Annotated in this window: 23 protein-coding genes; 12 read left to right on the top strand and 11 right to left on the bottom strand. The window is 67.8% G+C overall.

The features are described 5' to 3' along the window. Window positions 1-16: 16 nt before the first annotated feature. Window positions 17-1,003 carry a cyclase family protein gene (locus tag LC490_RS23155; RefSeq protein ID WP_223621761.1) on the top strand — a complete coding sequence of 329 codons (987 nt, stop codon included), beginning with the start codon at window positions 17-19 and terminating at the stop codon, window positions 1,001-1,003. 4 nt (window positions 1,004-1,007) lie between these two features. Here LC490_RS23155 and LC490_RS23160 read toward each other — a convergent pair whose 3' ends face one another. Genes LC490_RS23160 through LC490_RS23170 form a run of 3 tightly spaced genes read right to left on the bottom strand, consistent with a single transcriptional unit; the run spans window position 1,008 to window position 2,523 of the window. Further along, window positions 1,008-1,481, bottom strand: a complete 474-nt coding sequence (locus tag LC490_RS23160) for an SRPBCC family protein (protein WP_223621762.1) — start codon at window positions 1,479-1,481, stop codon at window positions 1,008-1,010. Continuing rightward, a complete protein-coding gene (locus LC490_RS23165; protein WP_223621763.1) occupies window positions 1,478-1,837 on the bottom strand; it encodes a metalloregulator ArsR/SmtB family transcription factor in 360 nt (119 codons plus the stop codon). Before LC490_RS23165 ends, LC490_RS23160 begins: the two co-directional genes overlap by 4 nt. After that, the gene (locus tag LC490_RS23170; RefSeq protein ID WP_223621764.1) at window positions 1,834-2,523 is read right to left on the bottom strand and encodes a glutathione S-transferase family protein; all 690 of its coding nucleotides are present in this window, start codon (window positions 2,521-2,523) and stop codon (window positions 1,834-1,836) included. The genes LC490_RS23165 and LC490_RS23170 overlap by 4 nt, the downstream gene beginning before the upstream one ends. A 258-nt stretch (window positions 2,524-2,781) precedes the next feature. On the opposite strand from LC490_RS23170, the gene LC490_RS23175 reads away from it, so the two are divergent. Continuing rightward, entirely contained in the window at window positions 2,782-3,267 is a 486-nt protein-coding gene (locus tag LC490_RS23175) for a hypothetical protein (RefSeq protein ID WP_031372009.1), read from the top strand. Window positions 3,268-3,371: 104 nt separating this feature from the next. Here LC490_RS23175 and fabR read toward each other — a convergent pair whose 3' ends face one another. Then, on the bottom strand, window positions 3,372-4,016 hold the full coding sequence (fabR, locus tag LC490_RS23180) for an HTH-type transcriptional repressor FabR (protein ID WP_223621789.1): 645 nt from the start codon (window positions 4,014-4,016) through the stop codon (window positions 3,372-3,374). Between the two features lie 121 nt (window positions 4,017-4,137). On the opposite strand from fabR, the gene LC490_RS23185 reads away from it, so the two are divergent. Beyond that, a complete protein-coding gene (locus LC490_RS23185) occupies window positions 4,138-5,244 on the top strand; it encodes a ferredoxin reductase (protein ID WP_031372007.1) in 1,107 nt (368 codons plus the stop codon). A 7-nt stretch (window positions 5,245-5,251) separates the two neighbouring features. Next, window positions 5,252-6,400, top strand: a complete 1,149-nt coding sequence (locus LC490_RS23190; RefSeq protein WP_031372006.1) for an acyl-CoA desaturase — start codon at window positions 5,252-5,254, stop codon at window positions 6,398-6,400. 373 nt (window positions 6,401-6,773) lie between these two features. Here the strand turns inward: LC490_RS23190 and LC490_RS23195 are convergent, their stop codons facing one another. Next, a complete protein-coding gene (locus LC490_RS23195) occupies window positions 6,774-7,478 on the bottom strand; it encodes a glutathione S-transferase family protein (protein WP_223621765.1) in 705 nt (234 codons plus the stop codon). A gap of 120 nt (window positions 7,479-7,598) precedes the next feature. Here LC490_RS23195 and LC490_RS23200 point away from each other — a divergent pair, with 120 nt between their 5' ends. Then, the gene (locus tag LC490_RS23200; protein WP_031372004.1) at window positions 7,599-8,489 is read left to right on the top strand and encodes a LysR substrate-binding domain-containing protein; all 891 of its coding nucleotides are present in this window, start codon (window positions 7,599-7,601) and stop codon (window positions 8,487-8,489) included. A 20-nt stretch (window positions 8,490-8,509) separates the two neighbouring features. On the opposite strand, the gene LC490_RS23205 is transcribed toward LC490_RS23200, so the two are convergent. Then, entirely contained in the window at window positions 8,510-9,559 is a 1,050-nt protein-coding gene (locus tag LC490_RS23205; RefSeq protein ID WP_223621766.1) for a pyridoxal-phosphate dependent enzyme, read from the bottom strand. Window positions 9,560-9,685: 126 nt separating this feature from the next. After that, window positions 9,686-10,162, bottom strand: coding sequence for an Lrp/AsnC family transcriptional regulator (locus LC490_RS23210; protein WP_223621767.1), 477 nt, complete (start codon window positions 10,160-10,162; stop codon window positions 9,686-9,688). A gap of 115 nt (window positions 10,163-10,277) precedes the next feature. On the opposite strand from LC490_RS23210, the gene LC490_RS23215 reads away from it, so the two are divergent. The 3 genes from LC490_RS23215 (at window position 10,278) to LC490_RS23225 (ending at window position 13,084) form a co-directional block, all read left to right on the top strand. Then, on the top strand, window positions 10,278-11,696 hold the full coding sequence (locus tag LC490_RS23215) for a M20/M25/M40 family metallo-hydrolase (protein WP_223621768.1): 1,419 nt from the start codon (window positions 10,278-10,280) through the stop codon (window positions 11,694-11,696). Window positions 11,697-11,806: 110 nt separating this feature from the next. After that, window positions 11,807-12,424, top strand: coding sequence for a glutathione S-transferase (locus LC490_RS23220; RefSeq protein WP_223621769.1), 618 nt, complete (start codon window positions 11,807-11,809; stop codon window positions 12,422-12,424). A gap of 219 nt (window positions 12,425-12,643) precedes the next feature. Continuing rightward, a complete protein-coding gene (locus LC490_RS23225) occupies window positions 12,644-13,084 on the top strand; it encodes a hypothetical protein (protein WP_031372000.1) in 441 nt (146 codons plus the stop codon). 33 nt (window positions 13,085-13,117) lie between these two features. Here LC490_RS23225 and LC490_RS23230 read toward each other — a convergent pair whose 3' ends face one another. The 3 genes from LC490_RS23230 to LC490_RS23240 form a co-directional block, all read right to left on the bottom strand. Beyond that, window positions 13,118-13,963, bottom strand: coding sequence for a sterol desaturase family protein (locus LC490_RS23230; RefSeq protein ID WP_223621770.1), 846 nt, complete (start codon window positions 13,961-13,963; stop codon window positions 13,118-13,120). Further along, the gene (locus LC490_RS23235) at window positions 13,963-14,472 is read right to left on the bottom strand and encodes an SRPBCC family protein (protein WP_051884937.1); all 510 of its coding nucleotides are present in this window, start codon (window positions 14,470-14,472) and stop codon (window positions 13,963-13,965) included. Before LC490_RS23235 ends, LC490_RS23230 begins: the two co-directional genes overlap by 1 nt. A 155-nt stretch (window positions 14,473-14,627) precedes the next feature. Next, complete coding sequence (locus LC490_RS23240) at window positions 14,628-15,308, bottom strand: NAD-dependent deacylase (RefSeq protein ID WP_223621771.1); 681 nt, start codon at window positions 15,306-15,308, stop codon at window positions 14,628-14,630. Window positions 15,309-15,676: 368 nt separating this feature from the next. Between LC490_RS23240 and LC490_RS23245 the strand changes: the two genes are divergently transcribed. The 3 genes from LC490_RS23245 to LC490_RS23255 all read left to right on the top strand — a co-directional run bounded on the left by LC490_RS23245 (window position 15,677) and on the right by LC490_RS23255 (window position 18,269). Continuing rightward, window positions 15,677-17,203: an amidohydrolase family protein gene (locus tag LC490_RS23245; protein ID WP_223621772.1), complete on the top strand. Its 1,527-nt coding sequence runs from the start codon at window positions 15,677-15,679 to the stop codon at window positions 17,201-17,203. A gap of 45 nt (window positions 17,204-17,248) precedes the next feature. After that, entirely contained in the window at window positions 17,249-17,539 is a 291-nt protein-coding gene (locus LC490_RS23250; RefSeq protein WP_051884936.1) for a hypothetical protein, read from the top strand. Between the two features lie 85 nt (window positions 17,540-17,624). Further along, window positions 17,625-18,269, top strand: coding sequence for an HAD-IA family hydrolase (locus LC490_RS23255; protein WP_223621773.1), 645 nt, complete (start codon window positions 17,625-17,627; stop codon window positions 18,267-18,269). 25 nt (window positions 18,270-18,294) lie between these two features. On the opposite strand, the gene ftrA is transcribed toward LC490_RS23255, so the two are convergent. Further along, window positions 18,295-19,296: a transcriptional regulator FtrA gene (gene ftrA / locus LC490_RS23260; protein ID WP_031371993.1), complete on the bottom strand. Its 1,002-nt coding sequence runs from the start codon at window positions 19,294-19,296 to the stop codon at window positions 18,295-18,297. A gap of 95 nt (window positions 19,297-19,391) precedes the next feature. Between ftrA and LC490_RS23265 the strand changes: the two genes are divergently transcribed. Continuing rightward, window positions 19,392-19,796, top strand: a complete 405-nt coding sequence (locus tag LC490_RS23265; protein ID WP_057916763.1) for a rhodanese-like domain-containing protein — start codon at window positions 19,392-19,394, stop codon at window positions 19,794-19,796. Window positions 19,797-20,074 lie beyond the last annotated feature (278 nt).

Genomic DNA, 20,074 nt, shown 5'->3' on the forward strand with positions numbered 1-20,074 from the left:
CGCCTCAGGAGTCGAAATGAAACTGCGTAGCCTATTGCCGCGCCTGGGCCTGTTGGCCCTCGGTGCGATCGCCGCTCTGTCCGCCCACGCCGCCGAAGGCGTCGGCATCAGCCAGTGGGGGCCGGCCGACGAGATCGGTCGGCTCAACCTGATCACGCCCGAGTCGCGCGCGGCGATCCTGTCGCGCGTCGACGGCCGCAAGGCCTATGACCTGGCCACCGACTACTACATCGGCATGCCGAGCTGGCAGGCCGCGGGCGACCCGCACTATCAGTTCTGGATGACCCACACCCCGCGCGGCACCGTGGTCGACGACCCGATGGCCGTGGGCCGCGAGATGAACCACAGGGTCAGTTACACCGGCGCGGCGTTCTCGATGTACAGCCACAGCGGCACCCACATCGACGCGCTCAACCACTTCGGCCTGGACGGCAAGATCTGGAACGGTTTCAGCGCCGACGAGCATCTGGGCGATCGCGGCTGGAAGAAGACCGGTATCGAGAAATTCCCGCCCCTGATCGCGCGCGGCGTGCTGCTCGACGTGGCCGCGGCGCAGGGGCTGCCGATGCTGCCGGAGAACTACCGCATCACACGCCAGGACCTGAAGAACGCGCTGGCCAAGCAGAAGGTCCGCCTGCAGCGCGGCGACATCGTGTTGATCCGCACCGGGCGCATGCAGCGCTTCGGCGACGCGAGCGGCTACATGGCCAACCCGCCCGGACTGGGCCTGGATGCGGCCAAGTTCCTGGTCGAGGACGGCGGGGCGATGATCGTCGGCGCCGACAACCTGAGCCTGGAGACTTTCCCCTCGGAGGTCGCCGGCGACTACATCCCGGTGCATACCTATATGTTGGCCCAGCACGGCGTGCCGATCATGGAGCTGGTCGCGCTGGAGGAACTGTCGCGCGATAAGGTCTACGAGTTCGCCTTCATCGGCGGGCCGCTGAAGATCCGCGGCGGCGATGCCGCGCCGCTGCGGCCGATCGCCTTGCCGCTGCGCTGAGGGTTCAGTGCGCGACGGCCGGCTCGTGCAGCAACAGCGCGAGCCGGTCGAGCCCGAGTCCGGTGCCGCGGATGCGTTCCTCGCGGTCCTGGTAGCCGTCGAGGAACACCACTTGTTCGGTGAAGCGCATGCGCGTGCCGGCGCCGCCGGCTTCGAACTCGACCGTCGCCAGCGAGATCGACAAGTGGCGTTCGCCGATGTGCATGTCGTAGGCATAGACGATGCGTTGCTCGGGCACGATATCGAAGAACCGGGCCTGGAACAGGTGCACGATGCCGGCGGGCGTGACGACGCGGTTGAGTTCGTTGCCGCCCGGGCGGAAGTCGAGTTCGTAGCCGGTGTTGGCCATGTCGTCGTGGCAGACGAACCAGCGGCGTTTGGCTTGCGGGTCGGACCAGGCGCGGAAGGTGCGTGCCGGCGGCGCCGGGAACTCGCGTTCGATGACGAACTGGGTGTGGATGGTCGAGCGTGGGTTCATCGCAAATCTCCGGAGCCGGATTCGTCTTCGAGCAAATAGCGGGCGAGGGCGTCGAACTGACGGTTCAACTGCGCCTTGCGGGCGGCGACCCAGGCTTCGACGTCGGCCAGCGCATCGGGTGCGATGCGATAGGTGCGCACGCGCCCGACTTTTTCCGACACCACGATGCCGCCGGATTCGAGCACCGCCAAGTGCTTGACCACCGACGGCAGCGCCATCGCCAGCGGGCGCGCGAGTTCCGACACCGAAGCCGGGCCTTCGCTGAGGCGGTCGACCATGCCGCGCCGGCTGGCGTCGGCGAGGGCATGGAACATGCGGTCGAGCCGCGCCGGGTCGACGGCGGGCCTGGGATTCATGGCGCATCGCCTTGCAGGAAGCGTGCAGGCATCGCATCGACGAACGGAAACATAGGAAAGTAGGGGCGCGCCTCGGCGATGGTGCGCTGGACCGACGGCCGCGCCATCAGTCGCTCGAAATACGCGGCGAGGTGGGTGCGGTCCGGCGGAAACGGCGCGACGATGCCGGCATAGAACAAGGCCGGCGATGCCGCGCAATCGGCCAGGCTGAACTCCTCGCCGCAGGCCCACGTCCGCTCGCGCATGCGTTGTTCGAGCATGTCGTACGCGTTCGCCAGCGTGGCCTGGGCTTCGGCGACACCGTAGGGATCGCGCGCAGCTTGCGGACGGATGCGGTCGACGACGATCTTCTGCACCGGCACCTGCACGTACAGATCGAAGAAGCGGTCCCACAGCCGCACGTCGAGGCGTTCGTCCTGGCCGGGCGGCAGCAGCGGCCGCGCGCCGGGGTAGTGCTGATCCAGGTATTCGATGATGACCGTGGTTTCCGGCACCGTGCGGTCGCGCGCCACGTCGCGCAGCACCGGCATCTTGCCGACCGGCCACAGCTCGCAGAAATCGGCCTTGGCCTCGGGGTTGCCGAGGTCGACCAGATGACTCTCGAAGGCCGTGCCGTTTTCGTACAAGGCGATCAGCACCTTGTGGCAGAACGAGGCGAGGGGATGCTGGTACAGGGTCAGGGACATGACGGTTTCCTGGGCGCTTGATCGTGACGAGCTTGGGCGACTGGCGTGCGTCGGCCCTCACCCCAGCCCTCTCCCGCAAGCGGGAGAGGGGTTAGAAGCGGGCGGGCTATAGTTTCTCTATTGGCTAAGTATTAGCGCGGATATCACGCCTTGGCAAGAATTGTTTCCGGGGTGGCTTAGTGTTGGGCGGCTTTGACCTCACGAAGACTCCTTAGGGCCGGCCGACAATTGCCCATCAGCGAATGGAAGGACCCACCGATGGATCTCATGGCAGAAGGCGGTTCCAAGCCGTCGAAGGCGTGCGTGATCGCAGCAGGTCGTATCGCGACGCTTTGCGCTGCGGCGCTCGTCGTTGCCGGCTGCGGCGCATTCGATTCACGCCTGGAGTGGGAGTCCGGTGCGTATGCGGTGTTGTGGATCGACGAGCCTTCGAACAGCAAGCTGTCGTATCGGGTTCATCCCAACACGTCGGTTCCGGTCGTCGACGCCTGCGTCTCGGCGATCGCCGACAGTCCGCAATTCATCGGAGCGAGACAGCAGCCAAGTGCGCAAGATGCGGGCGAACGTTATTTCGTCGTACGCAAACAGGAGTTCGCGAGCGGCGTCTATCCGACGCCAAGCGTAGCCGGGCCGTTGTCAGCTGCCGAGTACGACGCGCTTGCGTCCAGATTGAAGTTGCCTGCGTTCGAGTCGGTAGGCATCCCGGGCGCGTGCGATCCGAAGGATGCAACTGGTCCGCAGTAGCGCCGTATCGAAATCGACGACCACGCACTCGCAGTGTGCCCAGGCCTCGCTGCCGACAACGTTCGAATCAACAAAGCGTCGGCTCGAAGCCGTTGCGTAGAGCGCTAATTTTCAGCGTTCGCCGCTTTCCCCACCGCCGCCATCGCCCGCGATCCCGCCAGGATGATCCGCACCATCGTGCTCATCTGTTCGATGAGTTCGTGGTCTTTCTCGCGCGGCATGTCCATCGCGGTGGCGCCCATGGCGAACACCAGGCGGGTGATCGAGCGTGCGACCAGGGCCGGTTCGTGCAGGGTGATCTTGTCGATCGCGGCCAGGCGGATCAGGTCGACGCGCAGTTCTTCCTCGAAGAACGACAGCTCGCGGTCGACCGCGCGCTTGAAGGCGTCCGAGCCGACCGTGCCCTCGCGCAACAACACATGCAGCAATTTGTCGTCGGCGCGTAACTGTTCCATGAAAGCCTCGATGGAACTGCGCACGATGCTGCGCCGGGTCGCGGCGCGGTGGCGCGCCTCGCCGACGATCTTGCGCAACGACTGGCCGGCCAGGTCGATCAGGGCCACGGCGAGTTCGTCGGTGTCGCGGAACTGGCGGTAGAAGCTGTTCGGCGCGATGCCGGCCTCGCGGGCGACCTCGCGCAGGCTCAGGCTCGACACGCTGCGGTGCGGCCCGATGAGTTTGAGCGCGGCGGCGATCAGGTCCTCGCGCGAAATCGTCGCCTTGCGGCCCGGGTGCGAATCGACATCTATGTCTGAATGGAGGCGTTGGCTCACGGGGCTGGCACCAGGACGATGGCGAACATGATACTCCCGGCACGGAATTAATATACGGTTGTGCACACATCTGTGCTCATATGTGTATAGTGCCGCCATGAACGCTGCTCTTCGTCCCTCCCGCGCCCGCCCGCACAGTCGCCTCAAGCGCCTGATTGCGCCGCTGGTGGCGCCGCAAGTCTTTGATTTCTGGGCCTCTCGCTTCCATCCGACCTGGAGCTGGGAGCGTCCGCTGGCGCGCATCGTCGCCCGCGAGGCTGCTTCGGCCGACGCGGTGACCCTGTTGCTGGTGCCGAACCGGCACTGGGCCGGCTGCCGGCCCGGCCAACATTTGATGATCGGTGCGCGCATCGACGGCGCCCTGGTGTCTCGCAGCTACAGCGCGGCGCAGGCGCATCGCGCCGACGGCCGCATCGCGATCACGGTCAAGGCGATCGAAGGCGGCAAACTCAGCCGTTACCTGCACGAGCACGCGCAGGTCGGCGACGTCCTCGAAATCGGCGCGGCCTTCGGCGAGATGACCTTGCCCGAGCGCGCCGACGGCGCATGGTTGTTCCTGGCCGCCGGCAGCGGCATCACCCCCTTGATGTCGATGGTGCGCGAGCTGGCGGCGAAGGGCATGCCGGCCGAACTGACCCTGCTGTATTGGGCGCGCCGTCGCGAAGAGCTGTGCTTCGTCGATGAGCTGCGCGCGATCGCCGCCGAGCACCCCGGCTTCCGCGTGCGCTTTCTGCTGACCCGCCAGGAACCGCTGCATGCGGACGAAGCCGCGGGCCGCATCGATGCAGCCTTGTTGTCCGGATTAGTACCCGATCTGGTCTCGCGCCAGGTCTATGCCTGCGGCCCCGGCGGTTTCGTCGACAGTGCACGCGCGCTGTCGCAGACCCAGGCGCGCTCGTTCGCGGCCGAAGCCTTCACCCCGCCGCCGCGCACGCTCGACGAAAGCGGCACCGTCGAAGTCACCCTGGCGCGCAGCGGCCGCACCCTGCAACTGCCGCGCGGCCAATCGCTGCTGACCGCGCTCGAAGCCGAAGGCCTCAAGCTCGCATCCGGCTGCCGCATGGGCCTGTGCAACACCTGCTCCTGCGGCAAGAGCTCAGGCAGCACCCGTCATCTGCACACCGGCGACGTCCAGGACGAACCGGTTTCCGCGCTGCGCCTGTGCGTGAACAGCGCCGGCAGCGACCTCGTCCTCGATCTGTGATCCGTCCATGACCCGTACTTTCCGCAATCGCGTGTTGACCCCGCAGGAACTCGACCGCTTCGGCGAAGAGCTCGACGCGCTGCGCGCGCGCACCGTCGCCCAGATCGGCGGCGTCGACGCCGCCTACATCCGCCGTGTCGTCGCATCGGTGCGCTACACCGGGTTGTTCGGTCGGTTGTTCCTGTATGTCGGCGCCCTGGGCCTGGCACTCGGCGGCGCATTCGTGACCTGGATGATGGTGCCGGCGTGGATCCTCGGCACCTTGCTGCTGGGCCTGTCGAAAATCCTCGAAAACATGGAAGTCGGCCACAACGTCATGCACGGCCAGTACGACTGGATGCGCGACCCGCACCTGGACGGCAAGACCTACGAGTGGGACATCGTCGCCACCGGCGACAACTGGCGCAGGACCCACAACTACCAGCACCACACTTGGACTAACGTGCGCGGCATGGACGACGACATCGGCTACGGCCTGTTGCGTCTGTTCCCCGAGCAACGCTGGCGGCCGTTCTATCTCGTCCAGCCGTTCATCGCCGTGGTGTTCGCGCTGCTGTTCGAGTGGGGCGTGGCGATACAGGATCTGCGCCTGGGCCGCTGGCTGACCGGCAAGACCAAGCACAAGGCGATGTGGCGCAAGTTCGTGCCGGTCGGCCGCAAGATCGGCAAGCAGATGCTCAAGGACTACGTGTTGTTTCCGCTGCTGGCCGGTCCGTTCTTCCTGCCGGTGCTGCTCGGCAACGTGGTCGCCAACGTGATGCGCAACCTGTGGACCTATACGGTGATCTTCTGCGGGCATTTCACCCACGACGCGGAAGTGTTCCCGAAGGAATCGGTGCGCAACGAATCGCGCGGCCATTGGTATCTGCGCCAGCTGCGCGGCTCGTCGAACCTCAGCGGCGGCAAGTGGATGGACCTGATGACCGGCAACCTCAGCCATCAGATCGAACACCATTTCTACCCCGACATCCCGGCCTGGCGTTACGCCGCGATCGCGGTGGAAGTGCGCGATATCTGCGGCCGCTACGGCCAGCATTACGACACCGGCTCCTTGCCGCGTCAGTTCGGCGAAGTGGTCTGGCGCATCCTGCGCCACGCCTGGCCGAGCCGCCCGCGCGGCCGCAGGGCGCTGGTGCGGGCCGAAGCGCAGGCTTGAGGCCGCGGCTGTCGGTCGACGCGGGTTTGTTTGCTGCGGCTATGGCCGCGGGAACCGCAACGACAGCAACAGCAACAGCAACAGCAAATCCCCCGCGCCCGCTGTGCGGTCGCCGCCCCTTCTAAAAGGGGGCTACGGCATTAGCGCGGTGAGTGGGGTGCAGCTATCGCTGGAAGAAACCAGCGCTGGACAGCAAGGCGCGAGCTTCCGCCATCTAACTTCCAGAGCGGGCCAACCCAGCGAAGTCTAAGTTCCAGAGCGATTCGACCCACCGAGGTCGCCCCCCCTTTGAAAAAGGGGGGCAGGGGGGATTTGCTCTGCACTCCGAAACAGCGGCAACGACTCTGCCGCCGTTGCCGCCAATCAATCCCCATCAAGCCGCGCGCTTCAACCCGGCCGCCGCTTCCAGGCCGATCTCGCCCTCGAAACCGCCGCTGCTCGTTGCCGGGCGTTGGTCTTCGATGGCATGGGCGAAGATCACCGCCGGGTCGGCTTCGAGCTTGTCGTACAGGCGCTGCAGGTTCGGGTAATTGCGGCGGTCGACGACGGCGTGGTACTTGGTCCAGCGCGCGATGCCGATGAAGTAGGCGTCCGCCAGGGTGCGCTGCTCGCCGAGCAGCCAGGGCTTGTCGCCCAGCATCTTTTCCAGTTCGGCATGCGCGCGCTCGACCTTGGCGCGGCCGTACTCGGTCAGCGCGGCCTTGGTGGCCGGGTCCACTTCGTGTTCCAGCACATGCCACAGCGAGCTGAAGGCATTGAAGAAAGTGGTGTTGAGGAAGGCGAGCATGCGGTTGAGCTCGTCGAACTCGCGGCTGCCCTGCTCGAAGGCGATGCCGCTGGCGACGGCGCGGGCGCCGATGTGGTTGAGGATCGCCATGCTCTCGACGACCACGTCGCCGTTCGCGCTCATCAGCGAGGGCGTCTCGCCGACCGGGTTGATCGCGCGGTAGGCGTCGGTGTGGATCATCTCGGGCATTTCGACCCGGACCAGGCGATAAGGCAGGCCGGACCATTCGAGGGCGACGATGGAGCCGAACGAGCAGCCGGACGGAACGCCGTAATAAAGGATCGGGGACATGAGTTTCTCCAGTGAGGGGTAGGCCCGACTTGCGGGGTGAGTTCACTGTATTGGTGTGGACTTTGGCTGTGTAGTCGGTCAAAAGTGGACGCAAAGTCTCTGTATGTGTACTTTGCCCGCATGCTGAATCTCAACGATCTGGTCCTGTTCGCCGCCGCGGTCGAGCACGGCGGTTTCGCCGCGGCCTCGCGCCGGCTCGGCGTGCCCAAGTCGACGGTCAGCAAGCGCGTCGCCGCGCTCGAAGACGAACTCGGCGTGCGCCTGATCCATCGCACTTCGCGCAGCTTCACCCTCACCGAAACCGGCCGCGCGTTTCACGAGCATGCGCATGCGGCCTTGATCGAGACCGAAGCGGCGCAAGAAGTCGTGCGCAGCCGCGTCGCCGAGCCCAGCGGCAAGGTGCGCATCACCGCCGGCGTGCCGACCGCGCAGGACTATCTGGCGCCGCATTTGCCCGCGCTTGCGCGCGCCTATCCGCGCCTGCACGTGCAGCTCGACGTCACCGATCGTTTCGTCGACCTGGTGCAAGAGGGTTACGACATCGCCGTGCGCAGCCACTTCGCGCCCTTGCCGGACTCGGGCCTGATCCAGCGCCAGGCCCTGGTCGAATCGATCGTGTTGGTCGCCGCGCCGTCGTATCTGGCCGAGTGCGGTTGGCCTGCGACGCCGCAGGAATTGGTTGCCCACGATGCGCTGTTGACCGGGCAGTCGTCGGCCACGATGTGGAATCTGTCGAATGACGACGGCGACAGTGTCCAGGTCGCGCCGATCGCGCGGATGACCGCGAACGAGAGCCGGGTGCTGTCGACCGCGGCGGTGGCCGGGCTCGGCATCACCTGTTTGCCGGAGCGGATGTGCCGTGCCGAGCTCGACAGCGGTCGGCTGGTGCGGGTGCTGCCGGAGTGGATTGCCGGGCGCGTCGCCACGACCTTGGTGATGCCGCACCGGCGCGGGCAACTGCCCGGGGTGCGGGCGACGGTCGAGTTCCTGATCGATTGCCTGAAAGTTTGATCGATCCGGTATCGCCGGCGTCAGTCGCGAAGCGCGGCGTCGCCTTCGCTGATCACCAACAACACCCGGCTGTCGCCATCGAGCGCATGCGCCGCGCGCAGCGTGGGATCGGCCGAGGCGCGCAACAGGCCGGCGAGTCCCGCGGCACCGGATGCGGTGCTGTCCGGGCCGCCGGCCTCGCGCAGGGCAGCGATGGCATCGCGCAACATCGATTCGTCGACGCTCAAACCGCGTGCACCGTGACGCAGCAACACCGCCAATGCCGGCGCGGAGGCGAGCCCGCACGACAGCATCTCGGCGGAGGTGTGCAGATCGCCATCGACAGTCACCGGCTCGCCGGCTTCCAATGCACGCGTCACGCACGCGGCCGAGCCGGGTTCGACGACCACGATGCGGGCCGGCGCGCACAACTGCGAGCGCAGGCCGTCGGCCATCGCCGCGGCCAAGCCGCCGACGCCGGCCTGGACGAAGGCGTGGCTCGGCGGCCCGCCGGCGTGGTCGGGCCACTGCCCGGCGAGCTCGCGCGTCAGCAGGCCGTAACCGTGCATGACATCGGCGACGACGGTGTCGTCGGCATCGCCACTGGTGTCGGCGATCAACACGCCTTCGCCACGCCCGGCTGCGGTTGCCGCGACGAGCACGGCATCGTCATAGCTGCCGTCTACGCGGACGACGTCGCCGCCGAGCGCTTCGATGCGCGCGGCGCGGCGTTCGTCCACTGCGATGGGCAGATAGATCCTGGCGCGGGCGCCGACGCGTTGCGCGGCCGCGGCGACGGCGAGGCCATGATTGCCGTCGCTCGCGCATATCAATTTCATCGGCGCGGGGCCCTGCCGGCAGTGCCGTTGCAAGACATCCAGCGATTCGGCGCCGGTGGCGCGGGCGAGCGCGCGCAGGCCGGCGGTCATGCCGCCGAGCGACTTGAAGTTGCCGAGCGGGCGTTCGTTCTCGGCCTTGGCGAAAACATGGGCGACGCCGCAGCGGCGCGCGAGCGCCGGCAGTTCCAGCAAGCGGGTCGGGCGGTAGTCCGGCCACAGTTGCGCCGGGTCGATCATCCAGGGGGTGGTCATGGCGCCAGTGTGGCGGCGGCCGCGCGAGGGTGCGCCGCGAATCGGGGCGATGTTTGCGGCTAAACCGCGCATGCGCATCGGTGCGCGGCGAAAACGGGCGCGCCGGCGCTCAGCCGGGGCGCGCCTTCATTCCTTGTCGTCGAGCGCGACCGGAATCGTCAGGCCGCGCTTGACCAGGCTCAAGGCGACATTGGTGGTGAAACGCTTGATGTTGGGGTTCTCGCCGACCATGCGGATCATCAGTGCGTCGTAGCTTTCGGTGTCGGGTGCGGTCACCACCAGCACGAAATCGGCCTCGCCGGTGACGTAGAAGACCTGCTGCACCTGTTCCTCGCCGGCCAGCCACCGACGCAGCTGCGCCAATAATTCCGGGCGCTCGCGCTCGACCTGCAAGGCGACGATGAAGAAAGTCGGTTTGCCGACCTGCTTGGGGTCGACCACCGCCGCCTGGCGCACGATCACGCCCTGCTCGCGCATGCGCCGCAGGCGGCGCTGGATCGCCGACGGCGACAGCGCGACCTGTTCGGCGAGTTGCTCGGCGGTCTGGCCGGCGTCCTCCTGGACCAGGTTGAGCAATTGGCGGTCGAAGCGGTCGAGTTTCATGGTCCGGGCATCCTGGTAGGCGAGTCCGCCGAAAAACCGCAAGCGGCAGTGGCCGATCGCGGCGAAAGCGCGCGGCCGCGCCGCTAGCATTTTCGCCTCATCCCGAGGCGACGTCATGGATTTTCCGAAGCTGCAACTGTTCGTCGATCGTATCTGGCCGGCCGAGATCCTGCCGGCGTTGTGCGAGTACATCGCGATTCCCTGCGAGTCGCCGGCATTCGACCCCGACTGGGACGCGAACGGCCATATGCAGCGCGCGGTCGAGCTGATGACGGGCTGGGCGCGCGAGCGCCTGCGCGAGGTGGCGGGCGCGAGCGTGGAAGCGCTGCGCCTGCCCGGGCGTACGCCGCTGATCTTCATCGACCTGCCGGCGGTCGGCAGCGCCGGCGCGCCGGTGTTGATCTACGGCCATCTCGACAAACAGCCGCCGATGGCGGGCTGGGCGATGGGGCGCAGCGCCTGGGCGCCGAGCCTCGAAGGCGATCGCCTGTATGGCCGCGGCGGCGCCGACGACGGCTATGCGATGTTCGCTGCGATCGCCGCCGTGCTCGGTTTGCGCGAGCAAGGCCTGGCGCATCCGCGCTGCATGATCCTGATTGAGGCCAGCGAGGAATCCAGCAGCATCGATCTGCCGGCGTACATCGAGCATCTCGCGCCGCGTCTGGGCGTACCGGGCCTGATCGTCGCCTTGGACGCAGGCTGCGGCAACTACGAGCAGTTGTGGACGACGACTTCCTTGCGCGGCCAAGTCGCCGGCACCCTGAGCGTGCGCGTGCTCGACGACGGCGTGCACTCCGGCGATGCCTCCGGCATCGTGCCGTCGAGTTTCCGTATTGCGCGGCGTTTGTTGTCGCGGCTCGAAGACGCCGACAGCGGCGAGGTCATCGCTGAGTTCCAGGCCGAGATTCCGCCGGCACGGCGTGCCCAGGCCGAGACCGCGGCGGCGGCCCTGGGCGAGGGATTGGTCGAGAGCTTTCCGTTCCATCGCGACACCCGGGCGGTCAGCGAATTGCCGGCCGAGCTCGTCCTCAACCGCGCCTGGTGCGCGCAACTGGCGATCACCGGTCTCGATGGCCTGCCGACGGTGGCTCAGGCCGCGGCGGTGATGCAGCCGTTCACCGCGCTCAAGCTCAGCCTGCGCCTGCCGCCGACGTTGGATCCGGTGGCTGCAGGACGACGCCTGAGAACCTTGCTGGAAGCCGACCCGCCGTATCGCAGCGAGGTGTCGTTCGCGATCGATTTCACCAGCCCGGGCTGGCATGCGCCCGCGGTCGCGCCCTGGCTGGAAGCCAGCCTGGAGCGCGCCTCGCAACTCGCCTTCGGCCGGCCCAGCGCCCTGATCGGCGGTGGCGGCGGCATTCCGTTCCTGGCCATGCTCGGCGAGCGTTACCCGCAGGTGCAGTTCGTCGTCACCGGCGTGCTCGGGCCGCAGTCCAACGCACACGGGCCGAACGAATTCCTGCACCTGCCGAGCGCGCGCCGCATCACCGCGGTAGTCGCGCAACTGCTCCACGATGCCGGCGAGCCGCGCTAACCACCAGCTTCCGCAGCGTTTGCGGCGTAACGACGCCAAGCCGGTACGTGTACGCAGTCTTTTGTGCACGCTGTCTTTCACTCACCTGGTCATCCCGTAAAGGCCTCCTCATGCAATTGCTCTATCAGACTCACTCGCCGTACGCGCGCAAGGCCCTCGTGTTCGCCCACGAAGCCGGCCTGGCCGGGCGCATCGAGGTCGTGCACCACGAGACCAGCCCGACCCTGCGCAACGAAGCGGTGTATGCGCAGAACCCGCTCGGCAAAGTACCGGTGCTGATCCGCGCCGGCGAGCCGGCGATCTTCGATTCCGACATCATCTGCGCCTATCTCGACACCCTGCACGATGGCCGGCCGCTGATTCCCGCGCAGGGCGAGGCGCGCTGGCATGCGCTGCGCTTGCAGGCGGTCGCGCAGGGCCTGGCCGACGCCGGCATCAAGGTGCGCTGGGAAACCGTGCGCCGTCCGGAAGCCTTGCGCTATCCGGCCTTGCGCGACGGCTATACCGAGAAACTGATCGAGAGCTACGACTGGCTGGAACAGGAGCTGGTCGTCGATGCACCAGTCCACGTCGGCCACATTGCCGTCGCCACCGCGCTGAGCTGGCTCGAATTCCGCGAGTTGCCGGACTTCCGCGAGGGGCGCCCGCGCCTGGTCGCCTGGTTCGATGCGTTCGAGCAGCGCACCTCGATGCGCGCCACGCCCTTGTCCGGCGACACCCACGACTGAGCACCAGCCCCCATTGCGAAGCATGGTGGCCTGCACCGCGCCGCGACTGCGTTCGATCAGGTAGGCGCGGCGGTCGTCGCGCCGGACAGGGGAATGCGGATGCAGGCGGTCGGACAGGTCCGCCGAGACATCGCGCAATGCCGCGTCGGGTGCCCGCCCTGCGCAGGTTCCCTTCTGTCGACCAGATCGCGCCGCCAGGCGCCCGAGCAGGAGTGGACCATGCACAGGATCTTCGGCGGCCTGATTTCGGTGATCCTGCTCGGCGTCTACGTCCACCTCATCACCGTGGCGGTGGAGGTGGTGAACTGCGGCGGCGCCCCCAACTGCACGGTGTTCAACGACGGCATGGCCCAGGCGTTTTCGGTGATCGGCGGCTTGGTGTCGGCGCTGGTCATCGCCGAGCTCGCGATCGCCAAGCCGGGCGAGGCGCCCGGGACCCGCGTGCTCGATTCCGGCGCTTCGGTCGGCGCGGTGCGCACGGTCACCATCGTCTCGGTGGCGTTCGTGCTGGTGTGGATCGGCGCGGGGCTGACCGCCTTCATGGTCGGGCTGTACCACCCGAAGGGGCTGCCGGTGCTGACCACCCACGGCCAGGCCTGGCTCGGTCTGGCGGTGTCGGCGGCCTATGCCTATTTCGGACTTTCGCCGGGCGGTCGTTGAGCGTCGCCGCCGGAGTCGGACGGCAGGGCGCCGTCAGTCTCGCGGTTGCGTATGCGACAGCGCCCGCTCCGGCGGCCCGAACAACTGTCCGACCACACCGCGCAGACCGCGCGCGCGCCAGGCATCGCCGAACATCGCGACCCATTCGTGGAACGTCAGGCGGATCGGGTTGTGCCCGCGCACCTGGCCGACGATGCCGTACTCGCAGGGCACGTCCGCGTCTTCCTCGGTGTAGGTGCCGAACAATTTGTCCCAGACGATCAGCACACCGGCGTAATTGCGGTCGATGTACTGCGGGTTGCGCGCATGGTGGACGCGGTGATGCGAGGGCGTATTGAAGACTTTCTCGAACCAGCCGAGCTTGCCGACCGCCTGGGTGTGGACGAAGAACTGGAAGCCCAGGTTGATCGCGACCACCGCGACGATATGGCGGGGCTCGAAACCGATCCAGGCCAAGGGCAGCCAGAACAGCCACATGCCGGAAATCGGATAGGTCAGGCTTTGCCGGAACGCGGTCGACAGGTTGAGCCGTTCGGAAGAATGGTGGGTGACGTGCGAGGCCCACAGCCAGCGCACGCGGTGACTGCTGCGGTGGAACCAGTAATAGAAAAAATCCTGGGCGACGAACAAGCCGGCGATGGTCCACCACGACGCCGGCGGCAGTTCGAACAGGCGGTGGGCGTAGACGGCGTAGTACAGGCCGATCACCAGCAGCCAGGCGATGGCGTCGCTGGCCTGATGCATCAGCGCCAGCGCCGCGTTCGAAAGAGTGTCGCGCAGGCTGTATTGCTCCGGCCGGCGCTTGCGCCAATACCAGGCCTCGACGCCGATCAGCAGCAGGAAGACCGGCGCCATCGCCAGCAGTATCCACTCCTGCATCAATCGCGCTCCCGTCGCCAGGCGGTTTCCAGGGCCTCGGCCATGCGTTCCAGGCATTGCCGCATCGCCACCTGCATGAAGCCGTGCAGCAAGGGCCAGGCGAACGGCCAGGCCAGGGCATTGGTCAGCTCGAAGTCGTAGCGCCAAAGCACGCGGGTGGAGGTCGGTGTGCCGGCCGAACGCTCGATCGATTCGGCGGCGAAGGTCCAGTCGGCGTGGCCTTCGCGCGCGAGCCAGGCCAGCGGCCCGCGGAACCCGCTCAGGGTATAGGCGTGGCGGCGCGGCGGATCGAAGGCGGTGATGCGCTCCATCAGGCGCGAGCCGTCCTGGTTCTCCAGCGTGCGCATGCTGCCGACCGCGGGCGGCGCCAGCGGGGTGATGCGGCGCAGGCCGGGAATCGGGCCGTAGCCTTCGAACAGGGCCGGGAAGCGCTCAGGATCCAGGGCCAAGGCGAATACCGCCTCGGGCGTGGCGGAGATGCTGCGTTCGGCGAGTAGGGAGACGCGCATTCAGCGAGTCTAGAAGGTCGCGCGCGACGAATCCATACGGCGGCGCAGGTTCTGCGTGGACGGTCGCGATTACCTGGCGGACGGGGCCATGAGGGTCTGCCGGCCGGCTATCGATCAGCCGGCTATCTATCGATCAGCGGGTTATCGACTCGCGCTCAGCGCAGCCATTCCTCGACCAACGGCGGTACCACCGCGGTCGCCGTGCCTTGCAGGAACCGATAACCGCGAGGCACCTCCTGCAGCTCGGGCGAGACGAAGCAGCGCTCGGCCGAGAACGGGGCATACGCGACCAGGCCGGCGGCCGGGTAGACGCTCAACGAGGTGCCGATCGCCAGCACCTTGGCCGCGGTCGAGAAATGCGCCTCGGCCTCGTCCATGTGGCGCACGGCTTCGCCGAACCAGACCACGTCGGGGCGCAGCTGGCTGCCGCGTTCGCACAGGTCGCCGAGTTCGATCAGCGGGCGCTTGAGCGGATAGATCCGTTCCGGCGCGACGGTATTGCGCGCCTTGAGGATTTCGCCGTGCACGTGGATCACCGTCGACGAACCGGCGCGTTCGTGCAGGTCGTCGATGTTCTGGGTGATCACCACGACCTCGTACTTCTCTTCGAGCCGGGCGATGGCCAGGTGGGCGGCGTTCGGTCGCGCCGCGAGCACGCCCTTGCGGCGCTCGTTGTAGAAGCGCAGCACGGTGGCCGGATCGCGTTGCCAGGCCTGCGGCGAGGCGACGTCTTCGAGGCGGTACTCGTGCCAGAGTCCGCCCATGTCGCGGAAGGTCTTGAGCCCGCTCTCGGCGCTGACGCCGGCGCCGGTGAAGACGACGATCTTGTCTTTCACGACGGTGCCCGCTCGGTCGACACGGTGAATCCGTTGCGATGAACCCGATGAGTGGCGTGTTGCATGACTCGAACCTGTTGCCGGAGAAAGCGGAGGCGCAGCTCCGGACAGGAGGATATCCGAGACCGCCGCCCGCCGTTTTCGCGGCAGCCGGGGCGAGCGCTTGCGGATGCGGCCGAACCGAGGGGAGGAGGGAGCTAGGGTGGCGAGAGCTAGGGTGGCGAGCGCTTTCAACCCTGGCGCCGGTCCGTGCATCTGTCGTTGGCGCGGGCGTGCCGGTCCGCGTGCGACCTGCGGCCGATGCCGCCGGATCGGCCGCCTATTATCGTCGACGGATCATCGGCACGAGAACGAGCCAGGAGTCGGGAATGATCGCTTACTTGTTGGCCTTGACCTTGGGGGCCACGAATCCTGCGGGCGCGACCGCCGCCGGCGCCGCCGACACGGCCCCGGCGCAAGCGGCCGGCACCTGGCTGGTCTCCGACGTCACCGTGATCCCGGCCGATACCGACGAGGTGCTGCCGCACCGCAGCGTGCTGATCCGCGACGGCCGCATCGTGCGGATCCTGGCACCGGGCGCGAAGGCGAAAGCGCATGGCGCGACCACCATCGACGGACGCGGCAAGTACTTGGTGCCCGGGTTCGTCGATGCGCACGTGCACCTCGCCAACGAAGGCGCGATCCGCGACAGCAAGGACCCGAGGATCTCCACGATCGATCTTGGGTCGGCGCATCGCTACGACCGCCAGGTGATGCTCGGCTTGCTCAAGGCCGGGGTGACCGGCGCGGCCAATCTCGGCGGTGGCGCGCGCAGCGACGAAGACCTGCTGTGGCTGCGCGAGGAAATCGCCGCCGGCCGTATCGCCGGGCCGCAGTTGTATGTCGGCAAGCGCATCAACGGCCCGCGCGCTGCGGTCGCTGTGCAACCGGCCGCAACGGTGCCGGCCTCGAAGCCGGAGGCGCCGACCACTGCCGCCGACGGCGCCGCGGCGGTGCGCCAGGCGCGCGAGCGCGGCTACGATTTCATCAAGCCCTATCAGTTCCTCAACCGCGAGACTTATCGAGCGGTCGTCGACGAGGCCGGGCGGCAGGGCATGATCACCAGCGGCCATCTGCCCGAGCTGGGTTGCGCGAGCTGCGCCGACCGCGCCTTCGCCTTCGCCCATCCGATGGACAACATCGCCCACAGCGAAGAGCTGACCCGCTACGCGCGCATCGGCTCCGATCTGGCGCCGCGCGACCTCGACGTGCTGGCCGATGCGGTCGCCGAACGCAAGATCGCGGTCACGCCGACCCTGGTCACGCTCAAGACCATCGTCGGCATGTACGTGCAGCGCGCGGTGCCGCCTGTGCCGGGCGATTGGGCGGCGCGCGTCGATCCGGTCACCCGCATCGACTGGGCGCCGCCGGCCAACCGCTACCTGAGCCAGGCATTCCGCGACCAGGACGGCGCCGATACTTTCTCGGCCGGCTACGACTTCGCCCGCGTGCTGACCCGGCAGTTGTGGAAACGCGGCGTGCCGCTGACGGTCGGCACCGATGCGTCCCTGCCGGGCCTGGCCTTCGGCGTCTCGGTGCAGCAGGAAATGATCGAACTGCGCGAGATCGGCCTGCGCCCGATCGAGGTGCTGCGCGCGGCCTCGATCAACGCGCATCGTCTGTTCGACCCCAAAGGCGGCAGCGGCGCGGTGCGCGAGGGCGAGCGCGCCAATCTGGTGTTGCTCGACGCCGACCCGCTGGCCGACCTCCACAACGTCGCCAAGATCGCCGGCGTGTTCGCGCAAGGGCGTTGGCTGCCGATGGCCGAGATCGACCGCCGTCTGGACGAAGGGCGGGCCTTCGAGCAGGCATTGTCGCGACAGATCCAGACTCATCCGGCGCATCCGGGCGACTGAGGGCCGCGGCTTACACTCACCGCCGCGGTCGGGCAAGATCGCAGCATGGTCTGCGAACACCTGCGCCCGCTCGAACACGCCCTGGCCGCGGCCGGCATTGCGGTCGGCTTTCGCGGCCAGGCCTGGTCGGAGCAATGCCGCGAATGGGTGTATTACTCCGCGGTGCTCGACATGAAGTCGATTCGTCCCTACCTGCCCGACTGCGTCGAGCCGCACGAGAACCTGGACCCGCGTTCGGGCCAGGAGCGCGGCTTCTATTGCACGCAATGCCACGACGCGGTCATGGGCTTGCTCAAGGGTGGGCGCAAGTTTCGCATGCCGCCGCGCAAGGCCTGATCGCGCGCGGGCGCGTGCTTGCCGCGTCGTATTCATCGCGTCGCTGCCCGTGGCGAGTCGCCGCGGACGCGCGGATAATCGCGGCATGAACGACCACGGCCTCGCTACGGCCCAGGCGCCGGGCTATGCGGCGTTGTTGATCGATTTCGACGGCGTGCTGCGCCGATGGCCGGCCAGCGACGATGCGATCGAAATCGCCCACGGCCTGCCGATCGGCAGCCTGCGGCGCATCGCCTTCGTGCCGGCCTTGCTGGACCAGGCGCTGGCCGGCCGCATTACCGACGAGCAATGGCGCGAGCAAGTGGCCGAGCGCTTGCGTGCGAGCTATCCCGGCAGCGAGGCCGAGGCCGCGGTCGGGCAGTGGTCGCAGCCTTGCGGACAGCTCGATACCGAGGTCATGGCCTTGCTCGACGACTGCCGTCCCGGTCTGCGTCTGGTCCTGGTCAGCAATGCGACCACGCGGCTGGCGCGCGATCTGCAGACGCTCGGGCTGAGCGAACGCTTCGACGCCGTGGTCAATTCCAGCGAACTCGGCTTGCTGAAGCCGGAGCCGGAGATCTTCCGTGCGGCGTTCGCCCGCGCCGGGGTCGAGGGACGGCAGGCGCTGTTCGTCGACGACGACCCCGACAACGTCGCCGCGGCGGTGGCGCTGGGCGCGCGCGGCTTGCGTTATCGCGATTGCGAGGGGCTGCGGGGTTGGCTGGAGGCCGCCGGCGTGGTGCGCGACTAACCGGGTCGATGCGGGTTAGGGCGACTTAGCGGTTCGCAGCCGCTGAGGCGTCGCGGGCGAAGCGCTCGCGGTAATCGCGCGGGCTCAGCCCGAGCTTGCGGCGGAAGTGATGGCGCATGGTGATGGCACTGCCGAAGCCGGTGCTGCCGGCGATGCGGTCGATCGCCCAGGCCGTGGTTTCGAGCAGTTCGCGCGCGCGGTCGACGCGCGCCTGGATCAGCCAGTCGGCCGGAGTCATGCCGGTGCTCTGCTTGAAGCGGCGCATGAAGTTGCGTTCGCTCATCGCGGCCATGTCGGCGAGCACCGCCACCGGCAGCGGTTCGGCGAGGCGCTTGCGCATGCGTTCGAGCAAGGGCGACAGCGCGTTGTCGGCCTCGCGCTCGATCGGGCGGTCGATGTACTGGGCCTGGCCGCCTTCGCGGTGCGGCGGGATCACCAGGCGGCGGGCGACGTGGTTGGCGATCTTCGGCCCCCAATCGCGGCGTACCAGGTGCAGGCACAAGTCCAGGCCGGCGGCGCTGCCGGCCGAGGTCAGCAGGCTGCCTTCGTCGATGTACAAGGCATTCGGATCGACACGGATGCGCGGATAGCGCTCGCGCAGGGCGTCCACATAGCGCCAGTGCGTGGTCGCGCGGCGTTCGTCGAGCAGCCCGGTCGCGGCGAGCGCGAACGCGCCCGAGCAGATCGACAGCAGGCGCGCACCGCGCGCATGGGCTTCGCGCAGCGCTTCGACGATGCGTGTCGGCACCGCGGCATCGATCGAACTCCAACCGGGAATGATCACCGTACCGGCGCGCACCAGGCGGTCGAGTCCGCCATCGGCGGAAATCTTCAGCCCGTACTGGCCGCGCAAAGGGCGGCGTTGCGCGGCGCAGGTCTCGAAGCGGTACCAGCCCGCGCCGAGTTCTGGCCGCGCCAAACCGAACACCTCGGCGGCGCAGGAGAATTCGAACGCGCACAGGCCGTCGTAGGCGAGCACGGCGACGCGCGGGTTGGTGGGGCCGGGGCGGGGTGTCGACTTCGGCATGATTTGATCGATGCTTGGCATTCCTGCCAATAGTGGCCGGAGCCGGCCGCGCCGACAATGGCTGCACCTCCTCCCATCGTTTCCCGGAACCCGCCATGCGCAACGCCGTCACCGAGATCCCTGCCGCTGCGTCCGAGCTGGCCCTGCAGCACTTTCAATCGCAGTTCGCCTTCGAGACCGATTGCTGGGACACCCACGAAGCCTTGCAATCGGGCGCGCCCGGTTTCGTCCTGATCGACGCGCGCAGCCCCGCGCTTTACGCGAAAGGCCATTTGCCGGGCGCGATCAGCCTGCCGCACCGCAAGATCATCGCCTCGAAGATGAGCGCGTACCCGCCCTCGACCCTGTTCGTGGTCTATTGCGCCGGGCCGCATTGCAACGGCGCGGCGCGCGCGGCGGTGCGCCTCGCTCAGCTGGGCCTGGCGGTCAAGCTGATGGCCGGCGGCATCACCGGTTGGCTAGACGAAGGCTTTGCGCTGAGTGTCGGCGACAGGCCCTGAAACCTTCGTCGGGACGCAGGCTCCTGCCGGACGCCACGCTGCCCGATCCACACCGCACTCCCCCTTTGTTGAGGGGGGCGGGGGGATTTGCTCTTGCTCTCTCTGTCGCCTCATCGGCTGAAGCAAATCCCCACGCGCCGACGTGCCGGGCTTCGTGCGCTTCGGGCGTGGCCCCGTTACCAAGGGGAGCAAAGAAGGCGCGGGCTTCGTCTGCATCCAGCCATCGATGCAGGCCGATGGCCACGCTGACGAGACCAGCCGAACCGGCGGATGTCACA

The organism is Lysobacter sp. ESA13C (assembly GCF_019970005.1).
Classification (GTDB): domain Bacteria; phylum Pseudomonadota; class Gammaproteobacteria; order Xanthomonadales; family Xanthomonadaceae; genus Lysobacter; species Lysobacter antibioticus_B.